Source organism: Roseovarius roseus, from assembly GCF_043355935.2.
GTDB classification, from domain to species: domain Bacteria; phylum Pseudomonadota; class Alphaproteobacteria; order Rhodobacterales; family Rhodobacteraceae; genus Roseovarius; species Roseovarius roseus.
The window spans coordinates 1-24,237 of record NZ_JBHFPE020000022.1 but is presented as its reverse complement, the minus strand read 5'-3'; the positions used below and the strand labels follow the sequence as shown (position 1 = coordinate 24,237).

At 61.9% G+C, this 24,237-nt stretch carries 18 protein-coding genes; 11 read left to right on the top strand and 7 right to left on the bottom strand.

Annotated features, from left to right (window positions below; translation table 11 throughout):
- Window positions 1–399 precede the first annotated feature (399 nt).
- Complete coding sequence (locus ACEWPL_RS17990) at window positions 400–1,014, top strand: HEAT repeat domain-containing protein (protein ID WP_393930806.1); 615 nt, start codon at window positions 400–402, stop codon at window positions 1,012–1,014.
- Window positions 1,015–1,027: 13 nt separating this feature from the next.
- Here ACEWPL_RS17990 and ACEWPL_RS17985 read toward each other — a convergent pair whose 3' ends face one another.
- Window positions 1,028–2,077: a hypothetical protein gene (locus ACEWPL_RS17985; protein ID WP_393930804.1), complete on the bottom strand. Its 1,050-nt coding sequence runs from the start codon at window positions 2,075–2,077 to the stop codon at window positions 1,028–1,030.
- Between ACEWPL_RS17985 and ACEWPL_RS17980 the strand changes: the two genes are divergently transcribed.
- Entirely contained in the window at window positions 2,076–2,810 is a 735-nt protein-coding gene (locus ACEWPL_RS17980; RefSeq protein ID WP_393930802.1) for a hypothetical protein, read from the top strand. The two genes, ACEWPL_RS17985 and ACEWPL_RS17980, sit on opposite strands and share 2 nt — an antisense overlap.
- Before the next feature lie 23 nt (window positions 2,811–2,833).
- Complete coding sequence (locus ACEWPL_RS17975) at window positions 2,834–3,772, top strand: hypothetical protein (protein ID WP_393930800.1); 939 nt, start codon at window positions 2,834–2,836, stop codon at window positions 3,770–3,772.
- 448 nt (window positions 3,773–4,220) lie between these two features.
- Here the strand turns inward: ACEWPL_RS17975 and ACEWPL_RS17970 are convergent, their stop codons facing one another.
- From ACEWPL_RS17970 to ACEWPL_RS17955, 4 genes are all read right to left on the bottom strand, one after another.
- Complete coding sequence (locus ACEWPL_RS17970) at window positions 4,221–8,900, bottom strand: peptidoglycan-binding protein (RefSeq protein WP_393930798.1); 4,680 nt, start codon at window positions 8,898–8,900, stop codon at window positions 4,221–4,223.
- Complete coding sequence (locus ACEWPL_RS17965) at window positions 8,897–9,658, bottom strand: M15 family metallopeptidase (protein WP_420744378.1); 762 nt, start codon at window positions 9,656–9,658, stop codon at window positions 8,897–8,899. The genes ACEWPL_RS17970 and ACEWPL_RS17965 overlap by 4 nt, the downstream gene beginning before the upstream one ends.
- 982 nt (window positions 9,659–10,640) lie before the next feature.
- Window positions 10,641–12,266 carry an amidohydrolase gene (locus ACEWPL_RS17960; RefSeq protein ID WP_393930793.1) on the bottom strand — a complete coding sequence of 542 codons (1,626 nt, stop codon included), beginning with the start codon at window positions 12,264–12,266 and terminating at the stop codon, window positions 10,641–10,643.
- A gap of 53 nt (window positions 12,267–12,319) precedes the next feature.
- Window positions 12,320–13,207: a LysR substrate-binding domain-containing protein gene (locus ACEWPL_RS17955; protein WP_393930791.1), complete on the bottom strand. Its 888-nt coding sequence runs from the start codon at window positions 13,205–13,207 to the stop codon at window positions 12,320–12,322.
- Between the two features lie 155 nt (window positions 13,208–13,362).
- On the opposite strand from ACEWPL_RS17955, the gene ACEWPL_RS17950 reads away from it, so the two are divergent.
- From ACEWPL_RS17950 to ACEWPL_RS17915, 8 genes are read left to right on the top strand one after another with little or no spacing between them, the layout of a single operon-like run.
- The gene (locus ACEWPL_RS17950) at window positions 13,363–14,382 is read left to right on the top strand and encodes a dimethylarginine dimethylaminohydrolase family protein (protein ID WP_393930789.1); all 1,020 of its coding nucleotides are present in this window, start codon (window positions 13,363–13,365) and stop codon (window positions 14,380–14,382) included.
- Between the two features lie 50 nt (window positions 14,383–14,432).
- The gene (locus ACEWPL_RS17945) at window positions 14,433–15,473 is read left to right on the top strand and encodes a polyamine ABC transporter substrate-binding protein (protein WP_393930787.1); all 1,041 of its coding nucleotides are present in this window, start codon (window positions 14,433–14,435) and stop codon (window positions 15,471–15,473) included.
- Between the two features lie 6 nt (window positions 15,474–15,479).
- Window positions 15,480–16,625, top strand: a complete 1,146-nt coding sequence (locus ACEWPL_RS17940) for an ABC transporter ATP-binding protein (RefSeq protein WP_393930785.1) — start codon at window positions 15,480–15,482, stop codon at window positions 16,623–16,625.
- A complete protein-coding gene (locus ACEWPL_RS17935; RefSeq protein ID WP_393930783.1) occupies window positions 16,622–17,518 on the top strand; it encodes an ABC transporter permease in 897 nt (298 codons plus the stop codon). The genes ACEWPL_RS17940 and ACEWPL_RS17935 overlap by 4 nt, the downstream gene beginning before the upstream one ends.
- 1 nt (window position 17,519) lies before the next feature.
- Window positions 17,520–18,326, top strand: a complete 807-nt coding sequence (locus ACEWPL_RS17930) for an ABC transporter permease (protein ID WP_393930781.1) — start codon at window positions 17,520–17,522, stop codon at window positions 18,324–18,326.
- A 9-nt stretch (window positions 18,327–18,335) separates the two neighbouring features.
- Window positions 18,336–19,643 carry an NAD(P)/FAD-dependent oxidoreductase gene (locus tag ACEWPL_RS17925; RefSeq protein WP_393930779.1) on the top strand — a complete coding sequence of 436 codons (1,308 nt, stop codon included), beginning with the start codon at window positions 18,336–18,338 and terminating at the stop codon, window positions 19,641–19,643.
- Window positions 19,640–20,911, top strand: a complete 1,272-nt coding sequence (locus ACEWPL_RS17920; RefSeq protein WP_393930777.1) for a M20/M25/M40 family metallo-hydrolase — start codon at window positions 19,640–19,642, stop codon at window positions 20,909–20,911. The genes ACEWPL_RS17925 and ACEWPL_RS17920 overlap by 4 nt, the downstream gene beginning before the upstream one ends.
- A complete protein-coding gene (locus ACEWPL_RS17915) occupies window positions 20,908–22,209 on the top strand; it encodes an NAD(P)/FAD-dependent oxidoreductase (protein ID WP_393930775.1) in 1,302 nt (433 codons plus the stop codon). The genes ACEWPL_RS17920 and ACEWPL_RS17915 overlap by 4 nt, the downstream gene beginning before the upstream one ends.
- On the opposite strand, the gene ACEWPL_RS17910 is transcribed toward ACEWPL_RS17915, so the two are convergent.
- Together ACEWPL_RS17910 and ACEWPL_RS17905 are read right to left on the bottom strand one after the other, a co-directional pair.
- Window positions 22,206–23,366, bottom strand: a complete 1,161-nt coding sequence (locus tag ACEWPL_RS17910; RefSeq protein WP_393930773.1) for a M24 family metallopeptidase — start codon at window positions 23,364–23,366, stop codon at window positions 22,206–22,208. The genes ACEWPL_RS17915 and ACEWPL_RS17910 overlap by 4 nt on opposite strands.
- Before the next feature lie 404 nt (window positions 23,367–23,770).
- The coding region (locus tag ACEWPL_RS17905; protein WP_420744377.1) for an SGNH hydrolase domain-containing protein at window positions 23,771–24,237 on the bottom strand (467 nt) is incomplete at its 5' end.

Below are 24,237 nucleotides of genomic sequence, written 5' to 3'. Positions count from 1 at the left end.
GCCAGACCCGGCCGCGCGCTGCGCTACGCCAAAAGGCTCCGCACGCGGCCTCTTACACCACCCCGAGGGGCACTACCGTGGTATCTCAGAGAATTGTGGGGCATTTGAACTGAAGAAGGAGTGCCTCGCAAGATCGCCAGCCCTTTTCCCCGCAGGCGTGTCGGCAAATCTACGGAGTCGTTGGGCGGCAGGCGGCTGTTACATGGGGCTGTATTGATCGTGGACTTTACCCAACCTTTGCAGCGAGAAAATTCAGGACCTTCTAGGCGGTTGCAGACAGGTGCGCTTGGCAACCGCCGGGGCGCTGGGTTGTCACCGGGTGCTGTGGGCTTGCCTCAGCGGGGTGTTGTCGGCCAGAATGGACATCATCAGGACCCAATATTGCCAGGGATCGTCATCATGAAAGTCATGCTTCTTCCAGCCTGCCTTGTGCTCGCCTCCATTCAGGCGCTGGCCGCCCAGACAGTGTCTCTTGATGAACTCAAAGCACAGGTTGAACAGAAAGTCTCCAGCCAGGACGAATTCCGAACGCTTCTGAGTGATCCCGATCCTGCCCGCAGCATAGCGGCGATGGAGCTCATGATGGCCTCTGGCGATCCCGGCCTCGAACGCATGGCCCGTGAATTCGGAGTCTTCAGCAGCGATCCGGTGGTCCGGCGTTTGGCAATTGAAGCATGGCTGAAATCCAGTCCCGTGCTAAACATCACATATGACGGTTCCGGCACGGAAAGTGGCTATTTCAAGAGCTTCCTTCAGAAAAGCAATGGTTCGATAGATGGGGACAATCAGGGTTTCACGAGTTTCCCGGTAAACGGGTTTGACGAAGCGAATGACTGCTATCTCTTCGCCGGAAGCACTTCATGCGCCATGCGTATCACAGATGTCGGCCCATCGGTCTTTCTCTCGGGGTCCTGGACGCCGCTGAATCTGGGAGATGACGGTTACATGAGGGGACAGGCCAATATCTATCGTGTGGACGAGCCTGTCCCGATCGAAATTCCGGTCACGAACTAGACTGCGCTTGACATCATTCGAATGTGATCTGCCTAAGCCCGACGGGGCCCGGCGCCGAGGCGCTGTAGATGCTTATCACAATTCGCCGCACACGCGTGCCTATCGCGCGAGGCCCCGTGTCGAGGATCCCATCACTTCCCATCTGGCCCGACCAGAAGGTTCGCAGACGGCCACTGTTCGATCCGGAGACGGCGATGCGGACGCGCAAAGGCATGGCATAATCAGCTTCGGGATCGGCGCGCATCCTCACACGGGTAAGATCGGCCGCGGTATCCCCCGGCGTTCGGAACTCCATCTCGACGATGCCCTCCGGCAAGAATACGAAATCGCCTTCTTCGTGCAGCAGGTTCTCCGGGCCAGAACTGGCATCCACGGGCAGGACACCTGCTTCTTCCAGAACGACCTCAAAGCCGGTGGGTTGGCGAACTGGATTGGGCTCGGCAAGTTGGGCAAAGACCGCGCCTCGGTCCGCCAGCCAACGATTGAGGTTCATCACGACTTCCTCGATCCGTATGAACCTGACGTGGTCGGAGGAATCGGATTGGACAGCCATGCCCACCGGACGGTCGTCCTGAAACAGGAACGATCCGCTCATCCCCTCCGGGATCGTGCCTTGCTCGACATTTGTTTCGATGAAGAGATAATTGATATCAGCGACGCGAACCTGTAGCCGAGCGATCTCACCTTTCGGCAGCAGGTACTCCAGATCAGCTGTCCGCTGTGCGGAACTGATGCCTGGCATATTCTGAAGGCTGGCCGTGCAGCGCGTCGCAATCTCGCCGCGCGCCACGGCCACGGCCAGATCCAGCCCGTCCCAGAACGGCGTATAGGCATCGGCGGTTCCGATGACGACAGGCGCCGCCGTGCTTATGCGGATTTTCGGAAACATTCCCCGCACATGGCGCGGCATCGCGACATAACATGTGCCCGCGTATCGGAACATGTAGCCATGTCCGACCTCGCCCTCTCCGTTCTCGATCGCAACCGTTTGCGCATTTGCTACTGGATCGCCAAAGGCGATCAGGGTTACGATGCATATTATAAAGCGATGGATTGCCGTCATGCCCAACCCATTTCGATTATCATTTCTCTATGGTTTGCTTCTAGCGCCTTGCGCCAGCGCACAACAGCCCGATGACGCGATCTTCGTGAATCAAGCGAGCAACTTCAACGTTACTGTTCGCCAGACAGCGGAAATATCTGGTGCCCGTGTGCTGGGGGTGGTGCATTCCGGGGATCCTGACGGTCAACTTCCTGAACTGTACGCGCATGTTCCGTACGGGTGGACAGGCGCATTCTGCGCGCGGCTGGTCACTGCGGACGGGTTCCTGGAGGCGACCGGCACTTACGACACGAAAGGCCGCACTGGCCGTTTTCACCGTCTCGAACTGGGATCCGGCGAGTTAAGTAGCCAGGCTTGGATGGACCGTTTGCGCGATCTTCCGATGGATTCGGTTGCGGTCCGCGTGCGGGCCGGAGCCTGTGGCCAACCGGCCGGACCTGATACCGTCGCCTTCTGGAATATACCGCCAATTAGTGGCGGAGAAGAGCCGGCGAGACTATATTTCAATTCACTCCGTGCCAGCGACGTCATCCTCTATCAGGGTGACGACGCAAAACCGGTCAAGTGCTCGATGATCAGAACCGGCCTGCGCAAGGCGTATGACACGGTATGTCCAATCCAAGGTTCATCGTGGACTTCGGATGGGCCGTTGGAAATAAAGCTCTTCGCTCTGCGTAACGGCGATGCCGATCCCCCGGTCATATTTTCGCTTCATGGTCTGCCGCGCCAGTGATCCTTGGTGCGCGCATACGCCGGGTGCGCCGCATCACCGGATTGGCGGGCGCCTTGCTGACACCGCTTTGCGTCGCTTTCGTTCTTTTTGCCGTCATAATCGCAGCGCATAGACAGCATTCGATCGTACTGGGCGCCGAGACCACGTCGCTAGATGTTACATTTTCGGCTGGCGAGAATTATTGGCGGGTTGAGGGGCCGGTGGAACTCTGCGAGTTCGGCGCCGCAGGGCAGGGCGTGCATGTCCCCGAATCCGCATGTGGCCCGCCGCTGTTTCGGCGCACAGAAATACGCGGGTTCGAGGTGAAGTGGCCTCAAGGCGCGGCGATCCGGCTCTTTGCCGACCACACCGGAGACATGCGCGTTTTTCTCGACTCCGTGCCCGCCCATTTTGAAGATCTGGACGGTCAGAAATACAGCTTGCAACCCGGCAGTTTCGTCAAGATGGACCCGGACACCGCCCGCAATGCCGGTCTCTTCGCGTTTCTGGGCACAGCTTCGATGGGTCGGCCTGCCGGACCCAACGAGACAAATTTCATCTACGACGGAGATTACGAAGTTCGTCTGCCGGTGAACCGGTGGTTCATTTTCGGTTCGGACCGTGATGTGACGGTTAAAAGCGGCGCGCTGGTGCGAGGCCACACAGCTGCGATAATGCGGCAGGGACAGGATGGCCCTGTGCTCGCCGAAGGCTTTGGCCATGTGGCTCTTGATCGCCGGGATACGGGAGACTACGCGCTTTCCGCCGTATTTGTATCCGCCAAGGGAAGGGCTCATCTGGAAGTCGAGCAGTGGGGCAGGAGCGCGCCCGTGGTGATCCGGCCCAACTGGATTGACGTGACGTTGAACAGTCCATTCATTCTCGGCTTTCTCGCGATCGCCGCGCTGGCCTTGTCCGGTGCCCAGGTCTTCTATGACGCACTGGAGGCGCTTCTCGATGCAGATGAAAAGAACGAGCCGTAAGTTAAACGCGAGCTAGCCTGTGCGACGCGGCCGGCTGCGCCGCGGTAGCCGTGGATGACGACAGCCCAACCGGAGCTGCTGTAGCGCGCCTGCCTCAGTACCGTAATTTCATCGTTTCGACTGTTCCAGCGGACACACGGGTATTCAGGCTGGACTGCTGCGTCGCGAACAACGATCGTCTCTTTTCGCGGCGCGGATGAGCATCTCGACTTGGCGGCTGGCATCAATCTTGGCCTCTGCCAAGACGGAGCCAATCGGGATAACCTGGATTCCCTTTGAGGAACGAAAAGATGCACTGAGGCTCATTTCAGCATTGTCGCCTGTTCGTCGAAGGTGGCGCGCTCTCGAACAGTAAGGGTCAGCCGGTAGAATGTCTCTAAAGTGCTCTCCTGCACTACATTTGCCAATGTTCCCGCGTTCTCTGCACACTTTGGCAAGGCATCAACAGTCAAAACTCGATGTCAAATTCCTTCACCGCGGCTCTGTCCGCCGAAAATGCCTCTCGGGCACGCTCCAAGCGGTCGAAGTCGATCAGGACCACGCTGAACCCGGAATGTCTGGCCGATTCTCCGCGCTCTTCCATGTAACTCAGGATCTCTCCACAGCCGGCATAGATCTCGGAAATGGTTTCCGGGAAATCCGGCATGCCCATCCGGTGCGCCGACCCACCTTGCTGCAGGAATTGCGTGGCGCCCCCGTCTGCGGGGGCAAGCCGCCGCAGGGTCTGCACGCCGAAAGGCATCAGGTAGCATTGTTCTTTTGGAGCGTTCCAGCCGCGCAATTCCTCCTTGGGTGCCACAAAGTCCGGCTCGCCGTATTTATCGATCAGGGCCGCGACAATGCGGTCATAGGGCAACGCGCCTTCCGTCAGGACCATGCGGCGCATGATCCCGACCACCTTGCCATCTGGCGCCCAGGAGGCGATCGTCAACGCCTCCGTCCCGCCGCGGCGCAAGTAAACGCGCTGGTAGCCAAGCGCGCGCTGCACGGCAGTCGCGGTTTCGGGTAGGGGGGGCGATGTGACGAACTCCGCTTCGATATCATCGAGCGCGGAGAGCGTTGCCGCTGCCTCTTCCATTCCCTGCCCGGGCGCGACGCCGAGAAGGTCGTGCTCTCCCTCGCCCTCATCCTCGAGCGTGATCTCTGGCCAGTCAGTTGGTGCTTTCGCCGCCTGTGCGGCAGGGGATGGCTGGATCACCGCCTGGGCTGCGGCGATTTGGGTGTCCTGCGCGGGGAGCGTAGTCGTGCCCGACGAGGATACGGCGGTCTCAGGCGCGTCTGATCCTTCCGGCGCCAGATAGGGGCCGAGCGTGCCGTCGCTCGCCTCGATCCTTGTCCCCGTCGCCTTTCCCCTCAGGACGAACCCCGGCAAGGTGCCCTGATCCTGCACTTGCTCAGCCGTGCTCAGGGTGAATTCGATTTGGGTCGCAACCGCATCGCCAGCCGAGCGGCCCTCGTGCAGGGCATCCTCGAGCACGAGAATGGCCATCGCGCTGGTGCAACGGTCCTCCGCGATATGGGGCCGCGTATGCGTGATGGCGTATCGCCGCGGAATCATGACCGGGCCGTCGCGCTCGCCCAGCAGTCGCCCAAGATTGCTCTGATCCTCTCGCAGCGACGGGACTGCCGCCATCACTTCCTGCGACAGATGACCATAAGCCTCGACAAACGCGCCGCACGTGCGATCCGCCTTGGCCATGACACGCACCGTGAACTCCTGCCCGAGCGCTGCGGCCTTGGCCGCGAGCCACGACCGGCCCATCTCACGGTGCCGGGTCATCCATACCTCATCCGGGCGCACTTGCCCCTTTTCGAAAAGGGACGGACCCGGCGCATTCACATCGCGCTCGGCCCAGGCGGCGGCGAGCATGACCGGCATAACCTCGTCAGGCGGCGTGTAGCCCCCTTGTATCGCGATCAGGTCGGTGACATGAGGCGTCACCTGCAAGCGGATTTCGCCAAGCCCTTCGAACTCCTCCGCCTCGAACCGCCGCGCCATCCGCTCTTCGGCCTGCGCATTCGCCTCGCCGAAGCGCCTGTCGGCGAGGACTTTCGGCATGTTGTTCTCGTCCTCCGTGTAGAACACAATGCGCTCCGGGCGGGCCAGAAGCGAGATCTGGTAAGGGCGTGCAGCCGTCCGTTCGACGGTTTCGGGCGTGAGTTCGGCAAGAAACATGATGTTGCGCGAGCGTTGCTCGGCGATGTAGCGGGCGGTTGTCCGATCCATTTCGAGAGGCGCGAAGGGGCTGGGGCCAACCAGACTTAACATGACCTGCAAATCGCCCTGCGAGACCCTCAGATTCATCGTGTCCGTGCGAAAGGCAAAAGTGCCCCTCTCAAGGTCGTAGGTGTCCAGTGCGACGCCGTTGCGGATGACGAGCGGCTTTTCCGCTCCGGCGCGCAACTGCGTTATCATGGACTGCGTGACGGTGGGCGCATCGAATTCGTTGGACTGCTTCACTTCCGGCATGAGCGTGGCGACCGTCTCGAAGCCGTCCTCTCCGAGCAGCTGCGCGACATGGCCCGCGATGGAGACCCGATCCGAAACATCGACCTCCGCAACCTTGCGCGCGAGGTCGGATGTCACCGGCGCGGTCGGCTCTGCCGTTGCCTCGGGGCGGGCGATAAGCAAGTCTTCGGTCGCAAAGGACAGCACTTCCCACTCAAGGGTCGGCCCGGCAAAGATGCCGATACGCTGCAGTGTCCCCTGGCCGGTCCGCATCGTGCTGTTGCGCCGGCTGCCGAAAGCCTGCTCGAGCGCCGATGTGTCTACGGAGTAATCGAAATCGGCCCACCAGACCAATCGTACCTGGCGGTCCTGGGCCATCTGGCGAAGCGCACGCGCCTGGTCGGGCGGCACCCGGATTTCTTCGGGCAGGTTGCCGAAGCGCTCGGCCGATGCAAGCCCCTCTACGCGGCCACCGGTGGGAAGATCCACCACACGGAACTGCCGATCGGGCAGGCTGGTCTGCATCGGCTGGATCGGAAAGCTCTCGGTGTCGAAGTTGTACTGGCCGAGGGTCAAAACGACGCTGTGGCGCACCGCAACCGGCCAACTTGGCGCGCCGGCCAGGATGGGGTCGTAGTACCGCTCGAAGAAGACACGCTTGGCGTCGCGGCGCACGAATTCGTCGGGGAAGGGATCTGACGCGCGGCGCGCGTCGGTTACCATTTGGACTATATCCGACCGGCCATAGCGTGGCTGCCCGAAGAAGCTGCGGTGATCGGTTTCCGAAAGCAGGCCCTGCGCCACGCCGATGAAGCCGTTTTCTTCGCGCGGCGCGTCCGGATGCTGGCCGAGCCAGGCCAGTGCGGTGAACCGGCCCCACGCCGCCTCGTTGCCGCGCTGCGCAGGCAGCGGCACATCAAGCGCGTCGCCGACCACCGGCAAGCCTAACGATTGCGCCAGTACGAGCGCGCTCTGGCCGCCGCCGGTCTGCGCGCCTGCGTCGCCCAGCGGCCAGCGGTAGACCGGATCATTGCCGGGCTCGAGCGGGATGATCGAACGCCGGCGACTGTCTTGCGCCACGAAATGCAGTTCCGCGCGCATCGGCTCGAACGTGGCCGGGACACCGCGGGGTGTTGATTGTTGCGCAAATGACTCCACGCTCTCGTCACGGCCAATGCGGGTGATCCGCCCCCAGATCACGGTGCGGGGCTGGTGGCCACGCGATTGCTCCTCGGCCACGCGGTCGATGAAGGCCGCAGCCTCTGAGCGAGCGATCTGGAGGGGGGCTGAGATCTCGCTCGGTAATGTGACGACCATCGTTCCGATTGGATAGGGACGCGCGGTCAGAACCATTTGAGACGCGCCGCCGGTAAGCTCCAGTCCGGACCCTTCCACAAAATCACGGGGCCGCGAATGGCTGTAGAGCGTCACCTCGAGCGGATCCTCGGATGTCACCGGGCGTGCGGCGTCTGCCTCCTGCAAAAGCGAGGCGCGCAGGGTGGCGCGTGAATCCTCCTTCTCGATGGCGTTCATTGCGGAAAAGGCCCGGTCAGCGGGATCAGATTCGGCGTTTTGCAGCCTGCGGATGGCGTCCAATATGTTGGCATCGTCCAGCACCGAGGGATCGCGCTTGATTGCCAGCAGTGCAAGCCGCCGCGCAAAACCGTCCGGAGCGTCCACGAGGGTGCCCTGATCGAAGTGAGCGCGCGGTCCGACCGGTATCGGGCTGCCAGCCCCCGTCGCTGGTTGGGACGAGAGGCCGACTAGTCCGGTCGTCGCCAGCCGCCCCGGCGCGGCAGCTTGCCCGAGTGATGGAGCGGGCGTCGGCGTGCCGCCGAGGACGTATACGCGCGTCCGCATGCTTTGCGTCAGACACTCCACATCATCACCGCAGGCGTCCCGGCCCCGAAGCCAGGCCGATTGATCGGCCGGGCGCCCGCCTGCATTCCATGCCTCGGCGACGTCCCGATCGAGCGCCGCAAGCGAGGGATTTGCACAGATGGCGAGTTCGGTCGGGGTTTGGGCGCGCCGGCAATCGAAGCTCGGATCGGGATCGGGTGCGCCGCCTGTCAGCAGCGCCAGTTCAGACCGCCTGAGCGTCCCGGTCGGCGAAGCGCCGATGCTGCTTTGAAAGGCGGCAATGGCCGTTCGCGTGCGCTGACCGGGCTGTCCGTCCACCGGCCCCGCATCGAACCCCCGCGCGTTGAGCGCCGATTGAACTCCCCGCGCTGCTTGCGCCATCTCCGCAGGGCTCAAGGGGGGATCACCCGCAGAGGCCAGTGACGGCCTGGCGATATCCACGGTCACATGGGACGGCGTCCCTCCATTCCCCCAAACCTGCACTTGCAGTTGCACGGTCCCGCCCGATCGAAGGGCGGCTTCGGCTGCGGGGGATATGCCGCCGCGCGCCACAAGGGAGGGCATCCGTGCCCGCATATCGCGGCTTTGAAACATACTGTCGATCGTGTCGCCGGCTTGGCGGTATCCGAAACGGTGAATATTAGCGCGGTCCTGCGTCAGGATCGCTGCCGGATCGGACAAAGCCGCCCCCGAGGAGTTTCGCTGATCTATCCCGTCTATCTCTGCCAGATAGCTCTCGATCAGGGATTGAGAGAGCGCCGGGGGTGCGAGTATCGCAAAAACCGCCACCCATGCGGCCATCCACTTTTGAGCGATCATTGTCCGGCTCCTTCCATCAATCTGCTGTAGAGGATCAATTCTGGCCGATATTCGAAGTGCATCCCGTCGAAATGGTGCCACTTGCCGCCCCAGATGAAGCCGCGTCGCTCCATCGTCTCAACCAGTCGCCAAGGCACCTTGCTTTGATAGGCGCCGACATCACCCTCGGTCGCGCCGGTCCAGCGCCAATAGCCGCCAAGCGCTGCGTTCACGTCGATGGCGATGCCGTAGGAATGCGCGCTCAGACGCTCGGTGCCGGCGATGCGTCTCCAGTTGTAGCTGCCGCCGACCTCCCGAAAAAATGGCGCTATCTCGGCGTTGCTCAGGTCGAGATCCGCAATTGCGGCGGCGAGTTGGCAGGAAACTCCGTGCCGGCGCGTGACACGGAACAAGGCGGGACCAGCAGTGACAGTCTCGAGATCTCGCTCTACCGCCGCGGGGGTGGCGCCGTAGAGGAGCCCGAAGAAATGGCCGTTTCGCGCGCGACCGGGATCGTAAAACGGGGTCAACCGCAGATCGAGATTGCGCGACAGGGGATAAACGATGGTGAATTGATCCCCGACCGTCGGCTTCTTAATCATCTCGGGTGCTGCGCGTGCTGTGGGGGCATCGGCGTCGATGGCCGTTCCACCATACATGATCCGGGACTGCGAGGCCGCCCGGACATGCACATTCGGATATGCGAGGCCAATCGCCTCTTTCCACAAGGCTTGCACTGGAGTGATCGGCAATGGCTCTTGCAGAAAGTCACGGGACACGCACCCTTGGGAGGCCGCGGGTCCCATCGGAAAACCCACTGAAAACATCAGGGCAGCCACCCTGAGTACCCTCGCAAACAACTGTTTCAATGTTCTGTTTACCCTGATTGCGCAAAGCGGATGTGCTGGCGCGAAGGTCGAGAAATTGAAGAAGCGACTCAAAATACTTTCGCGATCATATCGCAAAACCGATGCTAAAAGCCATATTCCGTTAAATCTACAACCTGAAAGCGAAAATGATTGTAAGAACCCTTGAGCGGGCACTCTTGGATCCGCCGTGCCTAATTACCTTTTGGGGCCATCGGATCAGCTGAACCCTTCCGTTGTGGAACGTAAAGCCTTTGGAGTTCGCTCAATGCCAACGCGCCCTCCCGTAACCGATCCTGGTCAGGTCATGATTGCCACACAGGTTGCAACACTTTCGTAGTGTTGCCCCGCTGCGGACTGACCCTCGGTCGCTATCCCCTTTGCGAACTGGTGACACCGCCCTGACGGGCACGCATTTTTCCGTGTCAGCAAAGAATTTTGGGAAACCCACCGAACCTCATAGACGCGCCATCTGGCTGAGTTCGGGCTCAGAAGGGCTTTCAGTCGGAGTTTGTGCGAACCTCGTCTGTTCCTTTCCGGCCCTTTTTTACGCTTTTTCAATGGTCTGACTTCGATTCTCGCCGAAACCCGAACACGCGATCCGAATGGCGACGAATGCGACATTGCCAGACCACACTGTGGGCGCGTTGCCGGGGAAGCCCGTGTAAATCCGTAAATTGCTTGGGTGGGGCGTGACCTGTTCCCTAGAAAATGGTAGAGGGATCGAACTGAGATCAAGGCTCTCTATGTAGACGTTTCTGCGTTCGGTCTTTAGCCCTGAATATTCGCCTTAACGGCGCATAATCCAACTGCCCCAGTATAGTTTAGATATGATTGCCCTGATGCACTAATCCCAAGTATTCAATCCGCCACTCTGGCGGCGATTGAGCCAAGTCTATTCGCGGCAAAAGATCTGCTGGCCACCGATATAGGTTTGCGTGACACGCGTCTTGGCGATCAAATGATGGGGCGTGTCGAAGATGTCATTCTCCAGGATTGCGAAATCTGCCAGCCTGCCGACGGTCAGCGATCCCTTGATGTGCTCCTCCCGGCCAACAAATGCGCCCAGCACGGTGTAAGCCTGAAGCGCCTCGTAGACGGTGATCGCCTCGTCGGCGCAGAGATCAGCGCCCGAGGAGGTCTGCCGGTTCACCAAGGCATGGATCCCGCGCATCGGGTTGGGATGGCAGACCGGCGAATCCGAGTGACCGGGCGCGATGATTCCGGCGTCGATCATGCTGCGATGGGGCCACATGTAGCGCATCGCGTCGCTGCCCCGGTTGCGGATATAGGCATCGCCAAGATCATAGGCGAACCCCGTCGCAGATGAGCAGATCACCTTGAGACGGCTCAGCCGCTTCAGGATCGACGGCGTGACGTTGCAACAATGCTCGACCCGCAGACGGTGATCTGTGACCGGGTGATGGTGCAGCGCGTTCTCATAGGCATCGAGCACGAAGTCGATACCACGATCGCCGACACCATCGGCCCCCACCAGCAGACCCGCGCGATGCGCATTCAGCACGCGTTGATTGAAATCGCCGGCCTCATACAGCAGCATCCCCCGGTTATCCTCGGGCTCGCCAATGATCTTGGTGCCGATATAGGGATCATAATAGGCGGCGGTACGGCCGCTGGTCGAGCAGTCGGGGCACCATTCGACGCCCGTCAGCCTGACCCATTCATCGCCGAAGCCGGTGCGCCAGCTCGACCGGATGATCGCATCCACCAGATCATCCTCGCGGCCGCTGGCCAATAGGCCCACGCGCATCTTGAGGACGTCGACGTCGCGCATGCGCTGATAGGCTTCGATCCCTTGCGTCGAGGCCAATGAATTGTGAACCGAGGTGATGCCATAGGTCGCGAAATCGGCAAAGACGCGTTGCAGTCCGGCGGTGAAATCCTCGGTGGTGAACTCGCTCTGGCACAGGTTGACGACCGCATGGGCAGCAGTTTCGCGCAAAAGGCCTGTCGGCTCGCCCGTATCGGGATGGCGGTCAATCCGGCCGAAGGGCGGATCGGGCGAGTCGCTGTTAAAGCCGACTTTCCCAAGCGCGGCGCTGTTGGCGAAACCCAGATGAGAGTCGCGGCGGTAGAGAAAGACTGGACGCCCACCCGCGGCATTGTCCAGCGCATCGCGGGTCGGATAGCCGCCGAGGCGCAGATCATCATAGCCGAACCCCACAAACCAGGCGTCCTGCGGCGTGCCTTCGGTATTCTTTGCGATCAGGTCCAGCAGCTCCGGCAGTGTATCGGGCCCGCGTGACAGGTCGGTCCAGCGCCCCAGCCGCGCGCCGTGCAGGTCAGGATGGCAATGGCTGTCGATGAAGCCGGGCAAAACCGTGCGGCCGCGGCAGTCTATGACCTGCGCGTGCGGGGCAAGCTCCCGGATATCAGCGGTACTGCCGGTGGCGACGATCCAGCCGCGCGAGATGGCCATCGCCTGGATGAACTCGCCCTGCGCGCGCATCGTGGCGATCTTTCCGTTGATGACGATCGTGTCTATGGGGAGTGTGTCCATGCTGCCGTTCCTTGAAATGTCGGATTGAATAGCCATTGCGCCAAGCGGCGGTCTCAATCGCGGTCCTTGCGTTGAATTTCCATCGTCAGCCAGTCGATGAAGGCGCTCATCGCGCCGGTCAGGGGTTGGTCGGGGGCGGTCAGGAGGTAGTAGGCAAGGCTTTGACGCCGAACCACCGTGGGCAGGGGACGTATCAGCCGCCCTGTCGCCAGGTCGCTCTCCATCGTCAGATCGTCCCCCATCGCGATGCCCAGCCCTTCGAGCGCGGCGGTCAACCCATGGGTGAAATCCTGAAAGCGAAGGGTGCGCGTCACCTTCGAGGGATCCTTGCCCTGTGCGACGAAGAACTCGCGCCAATGCGCGCCACCCGGCTCGTCGATCAGCGTGTGCTGGAACAAATCCTCGATACGGCGCACTGGGTTGGGGCCGTTCATCAGCCGCGGGCTACACACCGGAAAAACGTCAAGCTGCCTGAGCAGAGTGATGTTGCGATTGGGCCAGTCGGGCCGACCATACCGAATCTCGATATCAGCCTCGTGGTTCGAGGCCTCGTGCGGTGTCAGGACGGTCAGAGACACGCCCGGATACTGGCTAAGGAACGAGGGCAGCCGCGGGATGAGCCAGGAGTTTGCAAGGCCGGGCATGCACGAGATGATCATGTGGCCTTCGAAGGTCTCGCTGCTGAGGGTACGCAGTGCGGCGTCGATATCGTCGAATGCCTTGGTGAGATACGGAATCAGGCGCCGCCCCTGCGAGGTCAGCTCGATCCCGCGTCCGGCGCGTCGGGTCAGCGTGAGGCCGAGCGTCTTTTCCAGCGCCTTGACCTGTTTGCTGATCGCGCCGTGCGTGACGTAAAGCTCCTCGGCGGCATGGCTCAGATTTCCCCGTCGCCCCGTGGCTTCGAAAGCGCGGAGCGCACTGAGAGGAGGCAACCGGCGCATTAAATTCCTGCCTTTTCCATTGTCACACTTGTCTTCGGAAGCGCTTAATATGTGAGTTAATTTCCATTAAAGTGGAAATTTCCTGCGGTTGTTATAATTTTACTCACATCCTAGCGTGGTTTGAAATTCACACAAGCCTGCTGAGGACAGCCAAGATGAGCAAAGAGGTTCCCGTCCAGAAAGACACGGGCGTCTACAGTGCGACGATCAAGCTCTTTGGCTCGGAGCCCGACCCGGCTTTTGAAGATCCGAGCCGGATGGAACGGTTGTGGGGTCGAAACTGGGGCTGCGACAACGATGTGGGTCAGATCCGTGCCGTGCTGATGCATCGCCCGGGACCTGAATTCGACGTGATCGACCGCAGCAAGGCAATCGCCGCGACGGGCGGGTATGGCGATGTCGATGCCGGCTGGTATTGGCAGAGCCGCGACATTCCCGATCTTGTCGAACTGCAGGCACAGCATGACGGGCTGGCCGATGCGCTGCGGGCCGAAGGGGCCGAAGTGATCTATCTCGACGGCGTTACGGACGGAAGGTTCAAATCGGTCTACACGCGCGATTCCTGCATCGCGGTGCCCGGAGGGGCGATTGTCACGCGCCTTGCGCCGCGGATGCGGCAGGGCGAAGAACAGGTCGTCACCCGGGCGCTGGCACGGGCCGGTGCGCCGATCCTGCGCACATTGCAGGGCCGCGCAATGGCCGAAGGCGGCAGCTTTGCCTGGCTCAATTCGAAAACCGCTGTCATTGGGCGGGGTATTCGCCAGAACGATGATGGCATCGCGCAAATCCGCGAGGTGCTGGCGCATGTCGGGGTCGAATTGCTGGTCGTCGATCTGCGCGGCTATGACATCCACATCGACGGACATTTCCTGATGATCGCGCCGGATCTGGCGCTGGTCTGGGCGCCGGGGCTGCCCTTCACCTTTCTCGAAAAGCTGAAAGAGCTGGGCATTCGCGCCGTCGAGATGACCGAGGCCGACAATCGCTGGATCGTGAACGGCCTCGCGGTCAGGCCGCGGCGCGTGCTGATGCCTGAGGGGATATCTGACGCAACGCGCACGATGCTCGAGTCAGAAGGCGTCGAAATCGTGATCGTGCCGTATGATAGGGTGCAGATGAATGGCGGCGGAATTCATTGCTCGACATCGCCACTGATCCGGGACAGCATTACCTAAGGTCAAGCAACTACTCACCAAACCAAGAAACCATCAGGGAGACTTATAAAATGAGTATTCGCAGAACATTACTGACCGCCACCGCGCTGACGACGGTTGTCACACTGGGCGCCGGTGCGGCGCTGGCGCAGGATACGCTGACCATCGCGTCCTGGGGCGGCGCCTATCAGGAGGCTCAGCGCCAAGCGTGGTTCGATGTCGTCGAGGAGGAACTCGGCATCAAAATCATCGAGGATACGACCTCGGGCGCGGCTGATGTGCGCGTGCAGGTCGCGTCGGGCAGTCCGACATGGGATCTGACCCAGCAGGGCAACTACAGCTGCGCATTGCTCGAGAATGAAGGCAATGTCGAGATGCTGAGCGACGAAGTGCTCGCGGTGCCCGGCATCCCGGACAGCATGAAGGGCAAGGGCTGGATTTCCAACTTGGTCTATGGTGCCGTGCTGGCCCGCAACGACGAAGCCTTTCCCGATGACAAGCCCAATTCCTGGGCGGATTTCTGGGATACCGAGACATATCCGGGGCCGCGCAGCCTGCGCCGCAATCCGGTCTACAACATGGAGGCGGCCCTGATTGCTGACGGCGTGCCGATGGACGAGCTCTACCCCCTCGACACCGAGCGCGCCTTCAACAAGCTGCGGGAAATCAAGGACGATGTCGCCGTCTGGTGGAGTTCGGGCGCGCAGTCCGCGCAGGTTCTTCAGGATGGCGAGGTCGACATGGCAATGGTCTGGAACGGCCGCGCGCAATCGATCGCGGATGAGGGCGCCCCGGTCAGCATCACTTGGGACGAGCAGATCGTTCTGACCGATTGCTGGGTCATCCCCAAGGGCGCCAAGAACAAGGATCTCGCGATGAAGGCGATCGAGATCATGAGCCGTCCAGAGGTTCAGGCGCGCATCGCCCTCTTCATCAATTACGGTCCGGCGAATGCGGATGCCTATGATACCGGGGTCATTCCGGACGATGTGGCAAAGGGATTGCCGAGTCATCCGGACAACGTGGCCAAGGGGTTTGTTCTGGATGCCGAATACTGGGCAGAGAATCTCGATCAACTGACCCAGGATTTCGACTTCTTCATTCAGGAATGATCATTGATGCCTGATGCAACCAATATGACCGGTCCGGCCAATGCCGGGCCGGATGGCGCCAGCGGGGCCGCTGGGCGGGACAAGTCCCTGCCGATCAGCGTGACCTCTCTCGTCAAGAGCTACGGCGCATTTCGCGCGCTGGATAACGTGAGCATCGACATCCAAAGCGGTGAATTCATGACACTTCTCGGCCCCTCGGGGTCGGGGAAGACGACGCTGCTGATGGTTCTGGCCGGCTTCGTGCGGCCTGACAGCGGATCGGTAAAATTCGGGGATGACGAAATACTGCTCCTGCCGCCGCACAAGCGCGATATCGGCATGGTGTTCCAGAACTACGCGCTTTTTCCCCACATGACGGTGGCCGAGAACCTCGCCTATCCGCTGAAACTTCGCAGCGTGGGTAAGGCAGAGATCCGCGAGCGGGTGGTGCGGGCGCTGGACCTCGTGCAGCTGACCGAACTGGGCGATCGCGGCATCGATGCGCTGTCGGGTGGCCAGAGACAGCGCGTGGCGCTGGCGCGGGCAGTGATCTTCGAGCCGCGCATCCTGCTGATGGACGAGCCTCTTTCGGCGCTCGACAAAAACCTGCGCGAGCAGATGCAATTCGAAGTGCGGGCGCTGCATGATCGGCTGGGCATCACCACCGTCTATGTCACCCATGACCAGCGCGAGGCGCTGACCATGTCTGACCGCATCGCCGTGATCAACGAGGGGCGCATACAGCAGGTAGACCCGCCCCAGCGCCTTTACGAGCGGCCCGAGACGTTCTTTGTGGCCAGTTTCATCGGCGAGACATATCGCCTGCCGGTCGAGGTTGAAAACGGCGTGGCCCGCCTCTTCGGTGATCCGATCAGGACGGAGACGCGCATCGAGTCGCCAAGATCCAAACAGACCCTGATCCTGCGCCCCGAGATGCTGCACATCGCGGGCGGTGCGCCGGGCGCGGACGAAAACCAGATGACCGGTAGGTTGCGCAAGAACGTGTTCCAAGGCGACAGCGTCGTCAGCTACATCAACATCCACGGCGATCACGACATCGCCGTGCGCAGCCAGCATCGCAGCAACCAGTCCCTGCCGGAGCCCGGCAGCGAGGTGCGTCTGTCCTGGCTGGTGCAGGACACGGTGATCCTTGCAGAGGATGATCAGCGATGACCGCGGTCGACCTTGCCCCGGGCGGCACACCGGAAAATGCGCAGGCGCTGGACCGTCAGGCGCGCGCCGAACAGCGCAAGCTGCTGTCGCTGTCGCTACCGGCCTTCATCCTGGTCGGCAGCCTGGTTCTGGTGCCCATCGGCTGGCTGTTCTGGCTGTCGATCTATGGCGCCGACGGGTTCACCCTGGAGAACTACACCCGACTGCTGCATCCGTCCTACAAGATAACCCTGATCACCACGTTCGAGCTGGCATTTCTGGTGACGGGCCTGTGCATCTTTTTGGGCTATCCGCTGGCATATCTTGCCTCGCAACTGGGCCCGCGCATGTCGAGCCTTGTCCTGCTTTGTGTGCTTTTTCCGTTCTGGACGTCGCTTTTGGTGCGGACCTATGCGTGGCTGGTGCTGCTGCAGCGCAAGGGGCTGATCAACACCTGGCTGATCGACATGGGGCTGATCGATGCGCCGCTTAAGCTGGTGCATAATTTTACCGGCACGACCATCGGCATGGTGCATATCATGCTGCCGTTCTTTGTGCTGCCGCTCTATGCCAGCATGAAGACTGTCGATCTTGATCTGATGAAGGCGGCGGCCAACCTGGGAGCGTCGCCGATCAAGGCGTTCTGGCAAATCTACGTGCCGCTGACACTGTCGGGGCTGGGCGCGGGGGTCATCCTCGTTTTCGTGCTGTCGCTGGGCTTCTATGTGACGCCTGCGCTGCTCGGCGGGGGGCGCGTGATGATGTGGGCAATGCAGATCGAGCGTTCGATGGCAGTTTATGCCGATTGGGGCGCGGCGAGCGCGCTGGGGGTTGTCCTGCTGGTGATGACGCTGGGGATCCTTTGGGCCTTCGGGCGGCTGACAGGCGCCTTTGCGACGACGGAGGGCAGGTGAGATGCTGAACAAACCCGCCACCGACACGCAGGTCACGCATCTTCAGCGGCTCTGGCTTTATGTGGTGTGCATATTGGTGATCGTGTTCCTGATCGCGCCGACGCTGCTGGTCATACCGATGAGCTTCTCGGATTCGCGCTACCTCGAATTTCCGCCGGAATCGTGGTCGCTGCGCTGGTATCGCGCCTATTTTGACTCGCCCGAATGGTTGCAGGCGACGTCGGTGTCGTTTCAGGTCGCATTCCTGACGATGATCCTGGCGACGGTAACCGGCACACTCGCGTCCTATGGCCTTCATGCGACCACTGCGCGGCTGGGCAAATACATGACCGTTCTGCTGACGCTGCCAATGATCATCCCGCTGATCCTGCTTGCCGTTGGCATCTTCCTCAGTTTTGCGCCAGTCGGGCTGAATTCCACCATCCTTGGATTGGTGTTGGCGCATACGATCCTGGCCATTCCGCTGGTGATGATCACCGTGACGGCGGGAATGCGGAATTTCGACTTCAACCAGGAGATGGTCGCGCGCTCGATGGGAGCCTCGCGGCCATGGGCGTTCCTGACGGTGACCTTGCCGCAAATCCGCAATTCGGTGCTGTCCGGGGCTTTGCTGGCCTTCATCATATCGCTCGACGAGGTGGTCATCGCGCTGCTGATCGCGGGCGGCGACAAGGCGACGCTGACCCGGCGCATGTTTTTGGCGCTGCGTGATGAGATTGATCCGACCATCGCGGCGATATCGACTCTGCTGATCACCTTTTCCGTTCTGATGTTGACCCTGTCGCAATTTCTGCAGTCCAAAAGGTAGGACAGAACCATGTCGGGTAATCGCCTTTTTACTCCCGATTTCAAGGCCCAACCCTATTGGTGGGACGCCGCGCGCCCCGGCATCGGTGCGCCGGACGAGATCGTGCAAAAGGTCGATGTGTGCATCATTGGCGGCGGCTATGCGGGCCTCTCCTGCGCGCTGGAACTGGCGCGGGCCGGCACCGACTGCGCGGTGCTGGACAGCAAGCGGATCGGGCAGGGCGCCAGCTCTCGCAATGGCGGGCTTGTGTCGGGCGGGCTCAAGCACGCTCAGGCCGGGCTGGCCAAGGAGGTGGGCCAGGACCGCGCCATGCGTCTGATGAAAGAGGCGGCTGGAACGCTGCTCTTTCTGGCCGGTTTGATCACGCGCGAAGGGATCGACTGCGACTTTGCGCAGGTGGGTCGGTTTTCCTGCGCCTGGACGCGCGGGCATTACGACGCCTTGGCACGCAGCGCCGATCTGACCGAGGAGCTGACGGGGGCACCGGTCCGCATGATCCCGCCCGGGCGCCAGCGCGAGGAGATCGGCAGCGATTTCTATCGCGGCGGGCAGGTGGCCGAGGGTGCGGCAACGATCCACCCGGCGAAGTATGTGCGCGGCCTCGCGGAGGCAGCCGAGCGTGCCGGCGCGCGGCTGTGGGGGCAGACCCATGTGACGGGCATGACGCGCGGTCCGGACGGTTGGCGGGTCGAGACAGACCGTGGCACGATCCGCGCTGAAAAGGTCATGCTGGGCACCAACGGATATACCGGCCGCGAGGTACCATGGTTTCGCCGCCGGGTGGTGCCGGTTGCCAGCTTCCTGATCGCAACCGAGGAGATCCCGCCCGAATTGGCCCAGGAACTGGTGCCCAATGCGCGCGGCCTTGCCGACACGCGCCGCGTGCTCAGCTATTTCCGACTTTCACCGGATCACAAGCGGGTTCTGTGGGGCGGGCGCGTCGGCACCACCGCGATGGATCCGCGCGAAAGTGCGCGGCGCTTGCACAAGGTGATGACGCGGGTTTGGCCGCAGCTGAGCGATGTGCGCATCAGCCATAGCTGGAACGGCAATGTGGCCTTCACCTTCGATTTCCTTCCACATCTGGGCGAACATGAGGGCGTGCATTACGCGTTGGGTTGCCAGGGTAGCGGCGTCGCGATGCAGACATGGATGGGCTATCAGACGGCGCGCATGATGCTGCGGGGGAACAGTCAAAGTGCCTTTGCCGAGGGCAGTTTCCCAACCCTGCCCGGATATGGCGGCAACCCGTGGGTGCTGCCGCTGATATTGATGTGGTACCGCCTGCGCGACCAGATAGAAAGGAGCCGGTCATGATCTCCGGACACGAAGAGGGACGCCAGCAGCTCCTCACCTGGCTTGATGAAGAGCGCAGTACAATCATCGAATTTCTCAAGACATTTCTGCGTGCCCGCTCTCCCAACCCTCCGGGCGACACGGTGGATGCGGCGCAGGTGGTGCGCGACTACCTCGATTCCGCGGGGCTGACCTACAGGATCATCGACCCTCACCCCCGGATGCCCAATATCGTGGCGGCATTCGACGGCGGCGCGCCGGGGCGGCACCTGGTCCTCAACGGACATATGGACGTGTTCCCGGTGCCCGAGGATCACCACGGCTGGACCCATGACCCTTGGGCGGGGGACGAGGTGGACGGCAATATCTTTGGCCGCGGCGCCTGCGACATGAAACCGGGTACCACGGCGTCGATCATCACCTATTCGCTCCTCAGCCGATTGAAGGAGCAGCTTTGCGGCAAGCTGACGCTGACCTGCGTTTCGGACGAGGAAACCTTCGGACCGTGGGGCGCGCGCTACCTGATGGAGCATCACCCGGAAGTGCACGGCGATTGCCTGCTGAACGGCGAGCCCGGCGGCCCGGAATCGGTGCGCTTCGGTGAGCGTGGGCCGCTCTGGATCGCATTCACTGCCCGCGCGGCCGGGGCGCATGGCGCCTATGTCCACATTACCGAAAGCGCGACCAAGATCGCCATGGCCGTCGCGCGCGACCTCGAAGAGCTGACCGAGCTTGAGGGTAAGCCGCCCCACAACGTCGCCAGCGCCGTCGACGCGGGGCGCGATGCGATGGACCGTATGATGGGCGCGGGGGCGGGCGATCTGGTGTCTCGGGTCACGCTCAATATCGGTACCATCCAGGGCGGCGAAAAGACCAACATGATCCCTTCCGAGTGCCACTTTACCGCGGATCTGCGCCTGCCCGTCGGTATGTCGAAATCCGATCTTCTGCCCCATGTCGAGGCGATCGCGGCGCGCCATCCGGGCGTCGAATGGGAGGTGATCGGCGGGGACGAGCCCTCGTGGTGCGACCCGCATCACGAAATGGTCGAGATCATCCAGAAGAATGTGGAGGCCTTCGGCCGCCCGCGCCCGACCCCTATCGTCAGCCTTGGCGGCACAGATGCGCGGCTTTGGCGGCATAACGGCGTTCCCGCCTATGTCTATGGGCCCTATCCGCACGGGATGGGCTCGCATGACGAGCATGTGGATGTCGAAGATTTCCTGCATGTCGTGCGCACGCATGTGCTCTCGGCTTGGGATTATCTCAGCGCCGCGTCTGGGAAGTGAGCGCGCCTCTCGCCTCGGACCCGCTTTGGGAAGCCACCGCACGGCCCGCACCGGATGCGCCGCCGCTCAAGGGCGATGCGCGTGCGGATGTCGTCGTCATAGGTGGCGGATTTTGCGGGATTTCCTGCGCGCTGCACCTGGCCGAGGCTGGCTGCGATACGATGCTGCTCGAGTCGCAAGCTTTTGGTTGGGGCGCGTCGGGACGCAACGGGGGTCAGCTGATCCCGTGTTTCAAGGACAACCCCGATGACCTCATCGCGCGGCATGGTCCCGAGCTGGGCAACGCGATGGCCGATCTGGGGGCAAGTGGCGGCGATCTGGTCGCAAGCCTCATCGCGCGTCACGACATCGACTGCGCCTTCCATCGCGACGGCTGGATCCAAGGCGTGCATTCCCAGGCCGCACTGCCCGCGATAGAGGAGCGGGCGCGGCAATGGCAGGCGCGTGGGCGCGATGTGCGCATACTGGGCCAGGGGGAGGTGGCGGCGCTGACGGGCTGCGATCAGTATGTTGCGGGCTATCTCGACCCTAACGGCGGCGGCCTCAACCCGATGTCGCTGGCGCGCGGAATGGCACAAGCGGCGCAGCGCCTAGACGCGCAGCTGCACGCCAAGAGCCCGGCAGAGCATATCGTGCGCGATGGCTCCGGCTGGCGTGTCACTACGCCCAAGGGTGCCGTTCGCTGCGATCAGATCGTTCTGGCGACGGGGGCCTATTCGGGGAACCTGCTGCCCGCGCTTAGGCGCAGCATCCTTCCAATGCAGTCGCTTCAGATCGCCACAGAACCGCTGCCGGAGGATATCCGTGCCTCTATCCTGCCCGGCGATCCCGTCGTCAGCGATACGCGGCGCCTGCTGATCTACTTCCGCCTGAACGAGGAGGGTCGGTTGGTCTTTGGCGGGCGCGGCTCCACCCGAGGGGACGGGATGAAGGCGGCGCATTTGGCGCGGCTGGAGAGTACCATGCGCCGCTATTTTCCGCAGATCGGCGATGTGGCCGTACGCTATCGCTGGGCGGGACAGGTGGACCTGACGCCCGAACGCGCGCTGCGGGTCCATCGGCCGGAGCCTGGCATCTGGGCCGTCATCGGATTCAGTGGACGCGGTGTGGCCATCGCGCCGGCTGTCGGCAAGGCATTGGCGGATGCCGTGATGCGCGGGAGTGCGGATGATCTGCCGCTTGCGGTCACGCCCATGCGGCCGCTGCCCTTTCACGCTGTGCGCCGCCCGGCGATGGCCGCAGCCATCGGATGGGCATGGCTGCGGGATCGCCTCGACCGCGCCGGCCCGCGCGCCTAGCGGCTGATCAATTCCAGCGGCAAGCGGCTCAGCACCTCGGGGGCCTGCCCGCTATCCCGCGTCAGGATCGTGTAGCCCGCACTCATCGCCAGATTGCGCGGCGCGTCGATCAGGATGGCATGCAGGAACAGGATCATCCCGGCGCGGATCGGCATGTCATTGCCGGAATGGATCATCGGCGGCACGTCCATCCACGAGGGGGAATAGGTCGCGCCCAGCGAATAGCCACAGGCCGACATGCGAGCCTCGCCATAGCCCGCCGCATCAAAGGATGCGCGGTGCGCATCGTCGATCTGCCCGATGGTATTGCCGCTGCGAGCCGCCTCGGTCATGGCGCCCATCGCATCACGCGTGGCGCTGAACATGTCCTGATGCGCCCTGCCTGCCTTGCCGATGGTCAACGTGCGCATCAGGCACGCGCAGTAATGCCGGTAGCTGCCCGCATGTTCGATGGTCAGTTGATCCGCGTTGTCGAGGTCGCGGTATCCCGAGGCGCTGCGCACCAGTAGCGCCCGGTCGCCCGACCCCAGAACCGGCCCGGACGGAGGCATGTCCCCGCCGCCCTGCAGGATCGGCGCGATACCGGCGGCGGCGATGCGGCCCTCGAACACGCCGGGCCCTGCTGCGTCGATCATCGCCTCCAGCGACCGGTCGGCCAGTTCCGCGGCTTGCCGGACATACGCGATCTCGGCCTCCGATTTGATCAGTCGCAATTCGCGCACGAGGTGAGAGGCATCGACCAGCACGCACCAGTCCGCAAAGCGCTGGCGCAGCAACTCGTGCTTGTCCCCGGTCAGCCCGAAGCTGCGCAGCTCGACGCCCACCCGCGCGCCTTTCAATCGCTTTTCGGTCAGGATCTCCTGCAACTCGGATGTCGGGTCGGCCCCCGGTGCGTCATACCACAGGCGGATATCCTCGATGATCGAGGTGCGCCGCGCCTGTTCCAGATCGGGCCGCCGCGTCAGCAGGGTCACCGGGGCGTCATCGGCAGTGACCACCATGCATTGAAAAAAAACGAAGCCCTTGGTGTCGAATCCGGTCAGATAAAAATGACTTTCTTGCGAGAAGACAAGCAGCGCATCCAGACCGTCCCGCTGCATGAGCTTGCGTGCGTTTGCCAGTCTTTGGTCAAATTCGGATCGATCAAAATGCAGCATTGTCTTGCCCCTTGTCCGGATGCCCGCCTGATACTTTCCGCCGGGCAACCAAATGTGAGGATGTCGGGCGTGGATCAAAATACACGTCCAAGGCTGCTGGAACCGGTACATCAAAGCAAGCTCTGCTGGTGCAGGTGGCTGGTAAAAATTCTCACTCCTCTCCGATCAATATTCCGCTTTCCCTCTTGGCTCAGCAAGGGTCTCACAATGTCGCGGCCAGTTGTATCGACCCAGCGGAACCTGCTCAGGCTAAGCCGCTGATTTGAATGCCTTAGCAGGCGAGCGCGTGGAAAGGCGCTGATGGGCACGGATTTTTCCGGGGTATCAAAGCGATTTCTGGGAATCGACCGAACCTCGTAGGCTCGGTGCCCAGCCGAAGCTGAGCTGAAAATGGCCCCCCAGTCTCACTTCGCTTCTGCGACAGATAGCGCCAAGAGGTCTATTCTAGAACCCAACGACCTGGCGCTTTCTATCGAAAGATGCCCGTTATCGCGGTACAGAAAAAGGTTTCCATCCGACGTCGCACAGGTCCCGTCCTGGCACATTGCCTCATCCAAAAATACTACAGGAATACTAGCCTCGACTTTTTGCAAAAGACGATATGATTTCTCGATCATGCTGGAATAGCTTGAGCTTGAGAAATCGCATTGCGAAAGTTCCTTGCCCCAGACACGTGCGTATAGCAGGCACTTTCCCAAGTCTTCACCTGAATTCGGGGGAGGCGACACAATGACGACCCTCTTCCCTAGCGCACGCAACGTCTCAGCGGTCGACTGAATTCGCGCCAGAGCATTGGTCGTGTCGCGAAGGTGGTGGAAATTTGAAGGTGGCGTAATCTCCGGGTGAACTTGAACCCACCCAACCGGCGGCA

Coding starts and splice junctions, on each gene's coding strand:
- ACEWPL_RS17990 (WP_393930806.1), top strand. CDS start 400: ATGAAAGTCATGCTTCTTCCAGCCTGCCTTGTGCTCGCCTCCATTCAG.
- ACEWPL_RS17980 (WP_393930802.1), top strand. CDS start 2,076: ATGCCCAACCCATTTCGATTATCATTTCTCTATGGTTTGCTTCTAGCG.
- ACEWPL_RS17985 (WP_393930804.1), bottom strand. CDS start 2,077: ATGACGGCAATCCATCGCTTTATAATATGCATCGTAACCCTGATCGCC.
- ACEWPL_RS17970 (WP_393930798.1), bottom strand. CDS start 8,900: ATGATCGCTCAAAAGTGGATGGCCGCATGGGTGGCGGTTTTTGCGATA.
- ACEWPL_RS17960 (WP_393930793.1), bottom strand. CDS start 12,266: ATGGACACACTCCCCATAGACACGATCGTCATCAACGGAAAGATCGCC.
- ACEWPL_RS17955 (WP_393930791.1), bottom strand. CDS start 13,207: ATGCGCCGGTTGCCTCCTCTCAGTGCGCTCCGCGCTTTCGAAGCCACG.
- ACEWPL_RS17950 (WP_393930789.1), top strand. CDS start 13,363: ATGAGCAAAGAGGTTCCCGTCCAGAAAGACACGGGCGTCTACAGTGCG.
- ACEWPL_RS17945 (WP_393930787.1), top strand. CDS start 14,433: ATGAGTATTCGCAGAACATTACTGACCGCCACCGCGCTGACGACGGTT.
- ACEWPL_RS17940 (WP_393930785.1), top strand. CDS start 15,480: ATGCCTGATGCAACCAATATGACCGGTCCGGCCAATGCCGGGCCGGAT.
- ACEWPL_RS17935 (WP_393930783.1), top strand. CDS start 16,622: ATGACCGCGGTCGACCTTGCCCCGGGCGGCACACCGGAAAATGCGCAG.
- ACEWPL_RS17930 (WP_393930781.1), top strand. CDS start 17,520: ATGCTGAACAAACCCGCCACCGACACGCAGGTCACGCATCTTCAGCGG.
- ACEWPL_RS17925 (WP_393930779.1), top strand. CDS start 18,336: ATGTCGGGTAATCGCCTTTTTACTCCCGATTTCAAGGCCCAACCCTAT.
- ACEWPL_RS17920 (WP_393930777.1), top strand. CDS start 19,640: ATGATCTCCGGACACGAAGAGGGACGCCAGCAGCTCCTCACCTGGCTT.
- ACEWPL_RS17910 (WP_393930773.1), bottom strand. CDS start 23,366: ATGCTGCATTTTGATCGATCCGAATTTGACCAAAGACTGGCAAACGCA.